General features: G+C 51.6%; 10 protein-coding genes. 7 read left to right on the top strand and 3 right to left on the bottom strand.

The window, feature by feature from the left end:
- Positions 1–218 precede the first annotated feature (218 nt).
- Positions 219–2,072, top strand: coding sequence for a hypothetical protein (locus ACTQZS_RS04970; protein ID WP_441474845.1), 1,854 nt, complete (start codon positions 219–221; stop codon positions 2,070–2,072).
- A 14-nt stretch (positions 2,073–2,086) separates the two neighbouring features.
- Positions 2,087–2,767 (top strand): TIGR00266 family protein, encoded by a 681-nt coding sequence (locus tag ACTQZS_RS04965; RefSeq protein ID WP_441474844.1) that lies wholly within the window; start codon positions 2,087–2,089, stop codon positions 2,765–2,767.
- A gap of 261 nt (positions 2,768–3,028) precedes the next feature.
- On the opposite strand, the gene ACTQZS_RS04960 is transcribed toward ACTQZS_RS04965, so the two are convergent.
- A complete protein-coding gene (locus tag ACTQZS_RS04960) occupies positions 3,029–4,105 on the bottom strand; it encodes an iron-containing alcohol dehydrogenase family protein (RefSeq protein WP_441474843.1) in 1,077 nt (358 codons plus the stop codon).
- A 51-nt stretch (positions 4,106–4,156) separates the two neighbouring features.
- On the bottom strand, positions 4,157–4,459 hold the full coding sequence (locus ACTQZS_RS04955; RefSeq protein ID WP_441474842.1) for a hypothetical protein: 303 nt from the start codon (positions 4,457–4,459) through the stop codon (positions 4,157–4,159).
- A 162-nt stretch (positions 4,460–4,621) separates the two neighbouring features.
- On the opposite strand from ACTQZS_RS04955, the gene ACTQZS_RS04950 reads away from it, so the two are divergent.
- The gene (locus ACTQZS_RS04950) at positions 4,622–4,747 is read left to right on the top strand and encodes a hypothetical protein (protein WP_441474841.1); all 126 of its coding nucleotides are present in this window, start codon (positions 4,622–4,624) and stop codon (positions 4,745–4,747) included.
- Positions 4,748–4,915: 168 nt separating this feature from the next.
- Here ACTQZS_RS04950 and ACTQZS_RS04945 read toward each other — a convergent pair whose 3' ends face one another.
- Complete coding sequence (locus tag ACTQZS_RS04945; RefSeq protein WP_441474840.1) at positions 4,916–9,154, bottom strand: acyl-CoA dehydratase activase-related protein; 4,239 nt, start codon at positions 9,152–9,154, stop codon at positions 4,916–4,918.
- Between the two features lie 292 nt (positions 9,155–9,446).
- Here ACTQZS_RS04945 and tgt point away from each other — a divergent pair, with 292 nt between their 5' ends.
- From tgt to ilvD, 4 genes are all read left to right on the top strand, one after another.
- Positions 9,447–10,742 (top strand): tRNA guanosine(34) transglycosylase Tgt, encoded by a 1,296-nt coding sequence (gene tgt / locus ACTQZS_RS04940; RefSeq protein ID WP_441474839.1) that lies wholly within the window; start codon positions 9,447–9,449, stop codon positions 10,740–10,742.
- Between the two features lie 173 nt (positions 10,743–10,915).
- Positions 10,916–11,236 carry a preprotein translocase subunit YajC gene (gene yajC, locus ACTQZS_RS04935; RefSeq protein ID WP_441100943.1) on the top strand — a complete coding sequence of 107 codons (321 nt, stop codon included), beginning with the start codon at positions 10,916–10,918 and terminating at the stop codon, positions 11,234–11,236.
- Positions 11,237–11,461: 225 nt separating this feature from the next.
- A complete protein-coding gene (leuB, locus tag ACTQZS_RS04930; RefSeq protein WP_441474838.1) occupies positions 11,462–12,556 on the top strand; it encodes a 3-isopropylmalate dehydrogenase in 1,095 nt (364 codons plus the stop codon).
- Between the two features lie 73 nt (positions 12,557–12,629).
- Positions 12,630–14,303, top strand: coding sequence for a dihydroxy-acid dehydratase (gene ilvD, locus ACTQZS_RS04925; protein ID WP_441474837.1), 1,674 nt, complete (start codon positions 12,630–12,632; stop codon positions 14,301–14,303).
- Positions 14,304–14,502: the final 199 nt, after the last annotated feature.

The raw sequence follows: 14,502 nt of genomic DNA, 5'->3' as shown, positions 1-14,502 counted from the left end.
TGTAACGATTCTGGAGATCGAGAAAACTGGAGGTTATCGAGATAGTGAGTGAATCGTTATTATTTTTAGTATTTCCCATCAAAACGGGGGAAACAGATGGGGACAAATCTGCTGATATCAGTATATTTAAATCATAAGACGGAAGCGCGCATACGACTAATTAAAGATTCTGAATCTATTATACACGAGGAATGAAAAATGTGGAAGGAGGTATTGCAATGAAACGGACGAGGAAATATTTACAAAATGGTTGTGCCATCCTGATGGCTGGTATTCTGATTCTCTCGACAATGATTTTTGCCGGCTGCGGCGGAAAAAATATGAAGGGAAGCAAATATCTGGGGAAGTGGAATGCTGTCTCAGCCGAAATGTCGGGGATGGAATTTGCCGTGTCGGATTTCATGGATGAATTTTCTTTCGTATTTAAAGAAGATGGGACCTGCGAGGCACATATCGATGATGAAGTAGAGAAAGGAAAGTGGGAGGAGACAGAGACCGGGGTAAAAATTAAAGACTCCACGGACACGATGGACTTAACCGATAAGGATGGAGACCTGTATATTGAATATGAGGGAGTCAGCTTTCGTTTTGAAAAAGAGGGGAGTGAAGGCGTCAGCTCAGGCTCATCGTCAAAATCGGTAAGCAAAATAGTAACGGAGAGCACCTCTTCTCAAAGTGTGACCGCAGCAGACAGCACTTCTGCCGGTGTGTCAGGGCCGCAATCAGAGGCAGACGGCAGCCGGGATACAAGCGGTACACATCTGGAAATGAAACTCTGGGATATCTATTATCCGGAAGGGTGGACAGAGAACGAAGATTACAAGGGAGACAGCGAGACCAGCAGCTATGGACAGCTGGATTATAAGCAGGGGGATACTGTTCTGGCGGCTGTGAATATTTCTGCGACAGTAGAAGACTGCAACGATTATCGGGATTTTCTCCATACGTCCGGTATTGACGCACATGCGCTGGCAGTCGATAAGACCGTGGAGCAGAAGAGCATCGGCGGGGTTCCCTGTGTTTTCTCTGAAACGACGAGCTGGGGCGAACCGGTTCTGACCTATATGGGGAGAGATGTTGGTTCCGGAACCACGGTAAAGGTAAGTATAACCGGTGAATATTCTGATCCTGCGGTGGAGAAGCTGATAAGCAACCTGGCATTTCATCTGAAGGATACCGGAAATGAGGATTATCCCTGGCCGTGGGAGGGAGAGGCCTTCACTACGGATCATGAGCATTCCAAGATGATCGCGGATACTACGATAACCTCTGTATGGGTTCCGGTTGAGGAACCGCTTCTGGCGCATGATATTTTCAGCGGAAGAATGGCTGCGGTTGGTGACAGAGTGTTTATATTACTGGATAATGTTTTGTATGAATACACACTGGGAGACTCACTGACACTGAAGAATACCATGAAGCTGGAGGATGATTATGAAGAACTTTCCGCAGACCAGAACGGAAATCTGTACCTGACAGGCTTTATGTCTCCGATGCTTACGGTAAAAGATGGTCAGATCATTGCAGCAAACGACGATATTGACAAGGCGGTTATACACAGCAGCGGAACCTGGGGTCTTTCCTGGTTTTTCGGGTCAGAACCGGAGAAAGTAGTCTTTGACGGAAATAAGGCCTCGAAAGAAGCATGGTCCGGTTTTTCCAACGAGAGTATAAATACTGTGAGCCTGAGTGAAAACCACATCTTCATCGCAGGCGAGGATCCGGATACGCAGAATGAAGCCATCTGGGTTTTGGACACCGAAGGAAATCAACAGATGGAGCTTGGAAACCAGGAATTTGGAGGAGAACAGTCTCTGGGCAGTATTACAGATATCCAGGAGACGGAAAAAGGATTTATCGGTCTGGATGGAAATATGCGGAACCTGTTATTCTGGAAGAGCGACGGCAGTTTCCTGGGATCAGCGGAGGACAGTGAACTTTTCGGAACTAACTATCCCTGGATCAGTACAGCTGCAAGACTGTCAGACGGCACCGTGCTTGTAGGTATGACGGAGGACAGAGCGGACAATTCCGCGACAGAGTTTATCGTTTACAGAGTCAGCGGATTCTGAGAAAGGAGAGATTTATGAGGTATGAAATAAAAGGCGGAAGTCTTCCTGTGGTGGAGTGTTATCTTCAGGCCGGAGAGTCTATGATGACGGAGAGCGGAAGCATGAGCTGGATGAGTCCGAATATGAAAATGGAAACGACTTCCGGCGGGGGGCTCAAGAAAATGTTTGGAAGAATGTTTTCTGGTGAGAATATTTTTCAGAATCGTTATACGGCGCAAAATGGAGAGGGTATGATTGCCTTTGCGTCCAGCTTTCCAGGATCTATCAATGCAATTGAGATTTCACCGGGTAAAAGCGTAATCGTGCAGAAAAAGGCATATCTTGCCGCACAGGAAAGTGTGGAGCTGTCTATGTACTTCCAGAAAAGCCTTGGCAAAGGTCTCTTTGGGGGAGAAGGTTTTGTCATGCAGAAGCTTTCCGGACAGGGAACCGCATTTATTGAGATCGATGGGTTCGGCTGTGAATATATCCTGCAGGAAGGACAGGAAATGATTGTAGACACCGGTTATCTTGCAGCCATGGATGAAAGCTGCAGTATGGAAGTGGTGACGGTACCCGGTGTGAAAAATATGCTGCTGGGAGGAGAGGGCGTTTTTAATACGGTAGTCCGCGGTCCGGGCAAAATTATCCTTCAGACCATGCCCATTTCCAATGTCGCAGCACTGCTGGCACCGTATTTTGATAAAAAGTCGTGACAACGAGATAAAACGCGGCATTTCGCGGTGTCCGCATAAAGGAAATGCCCTGTCCGGAATCGTTAGACGAAGCGATTCCGGACAGGGCATTAAAAATTATCTCTTTATATCAATGCGCTTTGTATTCAGGCATTTCTTATTCAGGCACTTCGTATCCAGGCGCTTCGTATCCATGCGGTTCACATCAATGCGCATCATGGTATTGATCGGCATAGCTATGTTCTGTATGTCTATAACCTGAGCAGACTTTTTCGGAGCAGATCAAAGATCCCTTGCTATCTCGTTAAGGATTTTTCTGTCGCAGTGAAACGGGGCGAGTGCCATCTTGGATTCCTGGAGCTCATCGACGGCACGGGAGAGAACTTCATCGCTTACGGTGAGCTGCTCACTTACTTCAGAATAAAATTCGCGCCAGTCGTCGAGATCCTTGAATCCGGCGAGGGAGAGAGCCTTATCTCGGAGATCCTTATCTGCGTGAGACAGATAGCCGGCCTCAAAATATCCGCATGCCTGTCCGTGAGGGATACCGGCGTTTAAGGTGAGCGCATAGGAAAGACCGTGAGGAATCGTGGTCCCGACCTGGGCGATCGACATTCCTCCCAGGACAGATGCGGTCATTAGGTTCGAAAAATCCCTGTCGGACGCCCGGACCATTCCGGAGAGAATATCTCTGTTCAATGACCATGCCTTCAGGCCGGCTTCCGCCGTCATGTTGCTGTAGGTGTCAGAGTGTGCGTTGATCAGGCTCTCCCACAGATGAGCCAGCGCGTCGACAGCGGTATTTCTCAGTACGGATAGAGGAAGTGATTTGAGATATCCCGGATCAGCAAGGCCAAGCGACGGAAAAATCTTGTATGGAATGGAGCCTTTGGTATTGGTCTTATGGTTCGTAAGGACAGATACTGCCGTGACCTCTGAGCCGGTTCCGCATGTGGTGGGAACTTCAACGACGGGAATGGTATCGACAGGGTTTCCTTTTTCGTAGAGATAGTCGATTCCCTTGTCGCTGTTTTTGATCATCAGCGCTGCGGCCTTTGCCGCGTCAAGCGAGGAGCCGCCGCCGATGCCGATACAGAGGTCGGCGCCGAAATCCACGGCCTGATCCCGGATTTTCATCACGGTATCTGTCGAAGGATTCTGCTCAACACCGTCAAAAAGTGTGAAGGGAATTCCGGAATCATCGAGAACACCTTCAACATCTGAGAGCGATCCGTTCTTCTTGGAAGAGCTGCCGCCGGTAACGAGGACAGCCCTGCTGCCCAGTGAGGCTATTTCTGACGCGTGATTTTTTACGCAATTCACTTCCTGATAAAGCTTTACGGGCATATAAAATTTCATGGAAAACACCTCTTTCTTTAAGAAAAACAATCCGTAATATTGACATGAATATCAGAGAGAAAGGTCATGACTGTCACCTTTTTCGTTAGAAGATTTTAGCAGTTTACGTGCATGTTCTTCCTCATCGGCGGTAACGGCGAGATGATAGAGCATCTCGTTTCGCGGCCGGACTGCCGGCTTTATCCCGCTCCAGTCCGCGGGCCGCATCTGTGCGCCGCACCCTCCGACGGGCATGGGTTCGGAAGCCCAGGTCTTTATGCGCAGCCCGGCATTTTTTAAACGATCCTCGGCTTTGTTAATCTCATCCTTATTTCTTGAATCTAGTATGGTTATCCACCTTCGGAACTTAAACATGGTATGTTCTCCTCTATTTATTCTATTATACGTTGCAGGGGAGGATGCAACAAGGATAAATTGACATGACCGCCAGAATGAAGAAACCTTACATCAACAGTAAGTGGTATATGAGGCGGACCATCATTACAATGGTCTTATGAAAGGATGGTGGTGACCATTATGAGCAATATTTTACAGGTGGACCGTCTGAAAAAGACATATGGAAAAGGAGACAGCAGGACGGAAGCCTTAAAGGGAATTCCGTTCGATACAGGCTTTGGGATAAGGCTTGTTTTCCATTTGTAAAGGGAAGGATAAAGCAGAAGAAGGCGGTTATCTGTGCGCCGATTGTCAAATATGGCAAGGAGAAACCGTTTCGGTGAATGGCAAGGAGGAATTGTTTTAGTGAAAGATAAACAAGTGGCTGCCACACGAAATAGTGTGGCAGCCACTTGCATGAACAAAATTTTCAGATCAGCTTTCCGCCTGCATATTTTTCATTGCATTCGTCAGCATCATCTTGATCCGGTTGAGCTGGTTGACCTCGGAAGCGCCGGGATCGAAGTCGATGGCGACGATATTCGCTTTCGGGTATTCAGCGCGGATTTCCTTGATGACGCCCTTGCCGACGATGTGGTTTGGGAGACAGCCAAACGGCTGAATACATACGATGTTGTTGACACCACCGTGAATGAGCTCCATCATCTCGCCGGTCAGGAACCATCCCTCACCGGTCTGGTTGCCGACGGAGACGATCGGAGACGCGTAATGAGCGAGCTCATCGATTTTCGCGGACGGCGTGAAATGCGTGCTTCGGATGAATTCATCGTTTGCGGCCTTGCGCAGTACGTTGACCGCAGCGATTCCGGCCTGTGTCAGAAGCATGGATTTCTTCTTCGTGCCATAATGGCGGTACTTGAACTTCGCATTGTAGAAGCTGTACATGAAGAAATCTACAAAGTCGGGCACGACGGCCTCGGCGCCTTCCTTCTCCAGCTGATCGACCAGATGATTGTTGGCGGCAGGGGCATATTTCACAAGGATTTCTCCGACGATGCCGACCCGCGGCTTGCGAAGACTTTCATCAACCGGCAGGCGGTCGAAGTCACGGATGATCGAGCGGCAGAGATTGGTGTAGCTGTGCCATCCGACCCTCTTGTTGGTCAGATAGTTGATGCAGATTTTTTCCCATTTTTTATGCAGGCGGTTCGCGGAGCCGGGAACCTTCTCATACGGCCTCATGCGGTACAGGCATTTCATGAAGATATCACCGAAGATTGCGGCATAAACGATCCGGATCGCCATATCAGGCGTGATCTTGAATCCCGGATTGTCTTCCAGGCCCACAAGGTTCAGGGAGATAACCGGCACCTGCGGATATCCGCCCTTCTTCAGTGCGCGGCGGATGAAGGCGATATAGTTCGACGCGCGGCAGCCGCCTCCGGTCTGGCTCATGATGATAGCTGTATGATCGGGATCATATTTTCCGGAATCCAGGGCATCCATGAACTGCCCGACGACCAGAAGAGAGGGGTAGCAGGCATCGTTGTTTACATAGCGCAGGCCCTCATCAATGGAGTGCCGGTTGTCGTTGTCCAGGACGTGCAGGTGATAACCTCCGGTGTTGAAGGCGGCCTCAAGCAGACTGAAGTGTATCGGCGACATCTGCGGAGCCAGGATGGTATATCCCTCCTCCTTCATCTGCTTTGTGAATACGACCCGCTCCGCGGCAGAGTTGTGAATCTCGCGCGGCTGCGGATTTTTCTCTCTGGCGCGAACGGCGGCGAGAAGGGAACGGATCCGGATCCGGACAGCTCCCAGGTTGTTCACTTCGTCGATCTTCAGAACGGTGTAGATCTTGTTGCTGCCGGATAGAATCTCATATACCTGATCTGTTGTTACGGCATCCAGACCGCAGCCGAAGGAGTTCAGCTGGATCAGCTCCAGGTCATCTCTGGTTTTGACGAAGTTCGCGGCGGCATAAAGCCGGGTGTGGTACATCCACTGGTCGTTTACGCGCAGAGGCCGCTCAATCGGAGCAAGGTCGGAGATCGAATCCTCGGTCAGGACGGCAACGTCGTAGGAGGTGATCATATCCGGGATTCCATGGTGAATCTCCGGGTCAATATGATACGGACGTCCGGCGAGAACAATGCCGTGATGATGGGTTTCCTCCATCCATTTGAGGACTTCCCTTCCCTTCTTGCGTACTTCATCGCGGACATTCGCCATCTCGACCCATCCGGCGTGGCAGGCCTCGCGGACCTCCTTTTCGGGAATGTCATGAAAGACCTTTACCAGCTCGTCTGCCAGGGTCTGCTCCGTGGTCATGGCCAGGAACGGATTCATGAAGTGGATGGACGGATCCTTCAGCTCGTCGACGTTATTCTTGATGTTTTCGGCGTACGAGGTAACGATCGGGCAGTTGTAGTGATTTACGGCTTCCGCGAATTCCTGACGTTCATAGGGAATACATGGATAGAAAATATTCTTCACACCCTGACGGATCAGCCAGGTGATGTGGCCGTGGCTGATCTTGGCGGGATAGCAGGCGGTATCACTTGGGATGGACTCGATGCCGAGCTCATAGATCTTCCTCGTGGAAGTCGGGGACAGGACAACGCTGTATCCGAGCTTTGTGAAGAAGGTGAACCACAGAGGATAATTCTCATACATGTTCAGAACACGCGGGATTCCGATTTTTCCGCGTGGAGCCTCGTCCGCGGTCAGAGGCGTGTAGCCGAAGATGCGGTTGTATTTCCACTCGTACATGTTCGGGATATGGTGCGCGTTTTTCTGTTTTCCAATGCCGCGCTCGCAGCGGTTTCCGCTGATGTACTGGCGGCCGCCGGAGAAGCGGTTGATGGTCAGGCGGCAGTGGTTCGTACAGCCCTTGCAGTAGGCGCTCTTTGTGGAGTACTGCAGGGTATTGATCTTGTCGATAGGAAGCATCGTGGTTTCCCTGCCCTCACAGCGGTCGCGGGCGATCAGCGCGGCGCCGAAAGCGCCCATGATTCCGGCGATGTCCGGGCGGACTGCCTCGCAGTCCGCGATACGCTCGAAGCTCCTGAGGACTGCGTTGTTGTAGAAGGTACCGCCCTGAACGACGATGTGGCGGCCAAGCTCTTTCGCGTCGGAGACCTTTATTACCTTATAAAGAGCGTTCCGGATGACGGAGTACGCGAGTCCGGCAGAGATGTCGGCTACGGTCGCGCCCTCCTTCTGGGCCTGCTTCACGCGGGAGTTCATGAATACCGTGCATCGTGTTCCGAGGTCAATCGGGTTCTCTGCGAAGAGAGCTTCCTGTGCAAAGTCCTTGACGTCATAGCTCAGAGAATTCGCGAAGTTCTCGATAAAAGACCCGCAGCCGGAGGAGCAGGCCTCGTTCAGCTGGACGCTGTCGACGGCGTGATCGCGGATCTTGATGCATTTCATGTCCTGACCGCCGATATCCAGGATGCAGTCCACATCCGGATCAAAGAAGGAAGCGGCAGTATAGTGCGCGATGGTCTCGACTTCGCCCTCGTCCAGCATAAGGCCGGACTTGATCAGCTGTTCCCCGTAACCGGTGGAGCAGGAATAGGCAATCCGCGCGCCTTCAGGAAGCTTGCTGTAGATGTCCTGGATGGCACGGATCGAGGTGGCCAGAGGATTTCCGTGGTTATTGTCGTAGAAGGAGTAAAGGAGCTTTCCGTCCTCGGAGATCAGCGCCGCCTTTGTTGTGGTGGATCCGGCATCGATGCCGAGATAACAGTTTCCCTTATAATCCTCGAGATTGCCGGTTTCGACCTTATCCCGGTTGTGGCGTTCAATAAATTCCCGGTATTCGTCTTTATTGGCGAAGAGCGGAGCCATGCGGGCAACTTCCATCTGCATCTTGACACCGTGGCGCAGGCGCTCCTTCATATCAGTCAGAGAATATTCCACGTCTTCCTTTGCATTCAGGGCAGAACCCAGAGCAGCAAAAAGATGGGAATTTTCCGGAACGATGGTATGTTCCTCGTCGAGGTTCAGAGTGCGGATGAAGCATTTGCGAAGCTCGGAGAGGAAGTGGAGCGGACCTCCGAGGAAGGCAACATGGCCGCGGATCGGTTTGCCGCAGGCAAGACCGGAGATGGTCTGGTTTACCACCGCCTGAAAAATGGATACAGACAGATCTTCCTTGGTCGCGCCCTCATTGATCAGCGGCTGAATGTCTGTCTTGGCGAAGACACCACAGCGTGCGGCGATCGGGTAGATCGCCTGATAGTGCTTGGCGTATTCGTTCAGTCCGGTCGCGTCCGTCTGCAGAAGAGAGGCCATCTGGTCAATAAAAGAACCGGTTCCTCCGGCGCAGACGCCGTTCATTCTCTGCTCGATATTTCCATTCTCAAAGTAGATGATCTTCGCGTCCTCGCCGCCGAGCTCGATGGCAACGTCGGTCTGAGGAGCCTGGAACTGCAGGGCGGAGGAAACGGCGATAACCTCCTGCATGAACGGAACATCGATGTTCTGAGCGAGGGCAAGGCCGCCGGATCCGGTGATGACCGGATGAATCTGGACGTTCCCCGTTATCTTCTCCGCCTCTTCGAGAAGATCCGCGAGGGTCTCCTGAATTTTAGCAAAATGTCTCCGGTAGTCGGAGAACAGGATGTGTTTTTCCAGGTCCAGGACGACAATCTTGACCGTTGTGGAACCGATATCAATACCTAATGTATAGTTTAAATCTGACATACAATTTTACTCCTTTATATTCAGAACGATTATACGACAACGATTTTTTAAAAACAACAGCAAGGGTATCGGCCAAAAATGAAAAAATGGTAAAAAACACGGCCGGAAACGCAGGGTTTAGGACACATCCATAAAACTGGGGTTCTGATTTTGCACAATATAATGGAGCACTTGACATTGCCTGCGCAGACATCGGGGAAGGGAGCGAGACACTTGCGGGCATCGGGTAAATCCGTTATGATAAATTGTAAACAGATGATATTGCAGGTCTTTTCTGCGGAAACGGAGTATTATGGCAGAGTATAAACTGATAAAGGTAAGCGGCAGAGCGAAGCGGGCGGAGTTCAAAACCGTGCATGGTACGGTGCAGACGCCGGTTTTCATGAACGTGGGTACGGTGGGAGCCATCAAGGGGGCGGTCTCGACCGAGGATCTGGAGCGGCTCGGGACACAGATCGAGCTGTCCAACACCTATCATCTTCATGTGCGTCCGGGAGACGAGGTGGTCAAAAAGCTCGGCGGCCTTCATAAGTTCATGTCCTGGAACAAACCGATTCTGACGGATTCGGGCGGGTTCCAGGTTTTTTCCCTGGCAGATTCGCGAAAGATCAGGGAAGAGGGCGTCACCTTTCACTCTCATGTGGATGGAAGGCTGATCTTCATGGGGCCGGAGGAGAGCATGCAGATTCAGTCGAATCTCGGCTCAACGATCGCGATGGCCTTTGATGAGTGCCCGTCCAGCGTTGCGACCAGGAAATATGTGAAGGAGTCCATTGACCGGACGTACCGGTGGCTGATCCGATGCCAGAAGAAAATGAGGGAGCTGAATCAGAGAGAAGACACCATTAATAAGGAACAGCTTCTGTTCGCAATCAATCAGGGGGCGGTTTATCCGGACCTCCGGATTGAGCACGCGAAAAGAATCCGGGAGCTGGATGCCGACGGCTATGCGGTCGGGGGACTGGCGGTCGGTGAAACACATGAGCAGATGTATGATATTCTGGATCATGTGGTGCCGGAGCTTCCGCAGGACAGGCCAACATACCTGATGGGAGTCGGCACGCCTGCGAATATCATCGAGGCGGTGGACCGTGGCGTGGATTTCTTCGACTGCGTCTATCCGAGCCGGAACGGGCGTCACGGGCATGTGTATACCCACCGGGGACATCTGAACCTGATCAACGCGCAGTATGAGCTGGACAGCCGGCCAATAGAAGAGGAATGCCAGTGTCCGGTGTGCCGCAGGTACAGCCGGGCTTATATCCGTCACCTACTGAAAGCAAAGGAGATGCTGGGAATGCGTCTTTGCACGGAGCACAACCTGTACTTCTACAACCATCTGACCCGGGAGATCCGCAGTGCGATCGAGGAGGATCGCTGGGATTCCTGGAAGAGAAAGGCGCTGGATGATCTTCGGGAGGAGGAAGAGAAGCATGAGGCGATGAAGCAGCCGAAGTATTACCAGAAGGTCGCCAATGAGAGAATATTCCGGAAGGAACAGGGGGATACCATGAGGGATCCGCATGATACCGTAAAGGAAGAACAGATGAAAGAGGAACAGGCAGTTCGTCAGGAAACGGAGAAATGAACAAAAGTCAGTTTAGACGGGTGCGAAATTTGTGAAAACTCCATAAAATAGCTTGTCACCCGGTTTAATATCATGTATTATTATTTTTTGACAGTTATATCCGAAATCAATTACAGGGAGGAATCGTTATGATTTTTGCAAGTTCAGCTTCGGGTTCAGGCAGCGCGCTCAGCATGATCATCCTGCTGGTCGCTATGTTCGCGCTGATGTATTTTATGATGATCCGTCCGCAGCGGAAAGAGCAGAAGAAGATGCAGGCAATGCTCAGCGCCATGGAGATCGGCGATGCTGTTGTGACGACCGGAGGATTCTATGGAATCATCATCGATATCAGCGAGGACGATGTCATCGTAGAGTTCGGCAACAACAAGAACTGCCGGATTCCGATGCGCAAAGAGGCGATTGCACAGGTTGAGAAGCCGGAGCAGGCGGCTGCAGCGAAGGAAGAAAAGGCTGCTGCGGCAAAGACTGCGGAGAAGGACGCAAAGAAATAATCGGAAGATCATATTTTCAGGCACAGGAGCGCAGGTTTCTGTGCTTTTCTTTTTTTGTCGGGTTATTTCGGAGATTCGGCGTTTTTTGCCGGTTGAAATGATACTTGAATTGAAGTATTATATAAACTACGAGTCAAGTATAAGTTGAATGAATGTACACATAGATGGTTTAACAGGACTTATATTAAATTATCAAAATATCAAAAGAAGAGGTGAACCTGATTCATGGAGTTTAAAATTGGTTTAATTCACGGGGACGGCATCGGACCCGAAATCGTAAACGAGGCACAGAAGGTTCTGGACGCGGTTGCCGGGAAGTATCATCACACCTTTCATTATACAAATCTTCTGCTCGGAGGAGCATCCATCGACGCAACGGGACTTCCCCTCACAGAGGAGACCGTGGCGGAGGCAAAGACATGCGATGCGGTCCTGATGGGCTCGATTGGAGGAGACGCGAAGACCTCTCCGTGGTACAGGCTGGAGCCGTCGAAACGCCCGGAGGCGGGTCTGCTTGGTATCCGCAAGGCACTGGGGCTTTTCGCGAATCTTCGCCCGGCTTACCTGTACAATGAACTTCGGGACGCCTGCCCCCTGAAGGATGAGATCATCGGGGATGAGGGCTTCAATCTGATCATTGTGCGGGAGCTCACCGGAGGCCTTTATTTTGGCGCGCGCGAGACAAAGGACGTTGACGGCGTGGAGACAGCGGTGGATACCCTCAGCTACAATGAAAATGAGATCCGGAGGATCGCGAAGAGAGCCTTTGAGATTGCCATGAAACGAAACAAGAAGGTGACCGAGGTAGACAAGGCGAATGTGCTGGATTCCTCCAGACTGTGGAGAAAGGTGACAGCAGAGGTCGCGAAGGAATATCCGGAGGTTACCTATGAGAATATGCTGGTCGATAACTGCGCGATGCAGCTGGTCCGCGACCCGAAACAGTTCGATGTCATCCTGACAGAGAATATGTTCGGCGACATCCTTTCGGACGAGGCGAGTATGGTGACCGGATCCATCGGAATGCTTTCCTCCGCCAGCCTGAACGAGACGAGCTTCGGCCTGTATGAGCCGTCGCACGGCTCCGCGCCGGACATCGCCGGCAAGAATATCGCAAACCCGATCGCGACCATTCTCTCGGCGGCAATGATGCTCCGTTATTCCCTGAATCTTGATGAGGAGGCGGATGATGTGGAGTCGGCGGTTGAGAGAGTTCTCGCCGACGGATACCGGACAGGAGACATCTATTCCGAGGGCACGACGAAGGTGACCTGTTCCGGAATGGGAGATGCCATTACGGCGATTCTGAAGGAAGCGTAAGAAACGAAATCGAAATGCCGGGTTTCTCCGGCGCAAAAGGATAGATAAGTACGATTAGATGGGAGAACGGATTATGAATAGTGATCATGTTACGAAGGGTATGCAGGCGGCGCCTGCGAGAAGCCTGTTCAATGCACTTGGATTTACACCGGAGGAGATGGAAAAGCCGTTAATCGGCATCGTCTGCTCCTACAATGAAATCGTTCCGGGTCACATGAACCTGGACAAGATCGCTCAGGCGGTGAAGATGGGTGTCGCCGAGGCGGGCGGAATGCCGGTGATGTTCCCGGCGATTGCGGTCTGTGATGGTATCGCCATGGGCCACATCGGAATGAAGTATTCACTGGTTACCCGTGATCTGATCTGCGATTCCACGGAGTGCATGGCAATCGCGCATCAGTTCGACGGACTGGTGATGATTCCGAACTGCGACAAGAATGTTCCGGGTCTCCTGATGGCGGCTGCCCGCATCAACATCCCTACCGTTTTCGTCAGCGGCGGCCCGATGATGGCCGGACATGTCTACGGAAGGAAGAGAAGCCTCTCTTCCATGTTTGAGGCGGTAGGCTCCTATGCGGCAGGCAAGTTCACAGAAGAACAGGTATCGGAATATGAGAGAAAGGTCTGCCCGACCTGTGGATCCTGCTCCGGCATGTATACCGCGAACAGCATGAACTGTATCACCGAGGCACTTGGTATGGGGCTTCAGGGCAACGGAACGATCCCGGCGGTATATTCCGAGAGGCTCCGCCTCGCCAAGCACGCTGGCATGAAGGTCATGGAGATGCTGGAGAAAAATATCCGCCCCCGCGACATCATGACAAAGGAAGCGTTCCTGAACGCGCTGACCGTTGATATGGCGCTCGGCTGCTCCACCAATACCATGCTTCATATCCCGGCGATCGCACATGAGGCAGGATTTGATTTTGACACAGAGCTGGCAAATGAGATCAGCGAGAAGACACCGAACCTCTGCCATCTCGCACCCGCAGGCGCTACCTATATGGAAGACCTGAACGAGGCGGGCGGTGTCTATGCGGTGATGAATGAGCTTTCCAAGAAGAATCTTCTGAATCTCGACTGCATGACCGTAACCGGCAAGACTGTCGGCGAGAATATCAAGAACTGCATCAATAAGGATCCGGAGATCATCCGTCCGATCGATCATCCGTTTATGGAGAAGGGCGGACTTGCTGTACTCAAGGGCAACCTGGCTCCGGACACCGCAATCGTAAAACAGTCCGCTGTACTTCCGGAGATGATGGTGCATGAGGGCCCGGCAAGGGTATTCGACTGTGAGGAGGACGCGATCGCTGCGATCAAGGGCGGGAAAATCGTTCCCGGCGACGTGGTTGTGATTCGCTATGAAGGACCAAAGGGCGGACCGGGCATGAGAGAGATGCTGAATCCGACCTCGGCGATTGCCGGCATGGGTCTTGACTCCAGTGTCGCGCTGATCACAGACGGCCGTTTCTCCGGTGCTTCCAGAGGAGCTTCCATTGGCCACGTCAGCCCGGAGGCAGCGGTTGGAGGACCGATTGCCTTTGTGCACGAGGGAGACATCATCAGCATCGATATTCCGAATCACAAGCTTGACATGAAGGTGAGCGATGAGGAAATCGCCAGAAGAAAGGCAGAGTGGGTTCCGAGAAAGCCAAATGTGACTACCGGATATCTTGCGCGTTATGCGGCCATGGTGACCAGTGCAAACCGCGGAGCAATTCTCAAGACGCCGGATGAAGAATAAGTCTCAGGAATAAATCTCATTGGATGCAGAATAAATTTCAAAAATAGAACTCGCCGGATGCAGAGCTAGTCCCAGGAATAGATCTCACCGGATGCAGGATTAATCGCAACAAATCTCACAGGAAGAGATTCGGCTGACGGGTGCGACGCACCCGTCAGTGATACAGGAAATGAAGCGCTACATGAAAGAGGGATATTGA

It is taken from the genome of Bilifractor sp. LCP19S3_H10 (assembly GCF_052119185.1).
Lineage (GTDB): Bacteria > Bacillota > Clostridia > Lachnospirales > Lachnospiraceae > Bilifractor.
The sequence above is the reverse complement of the archived record's forward strand: the minus strand, read 5'-3'. Positions and strand labels throughout refer to the sequence as shown.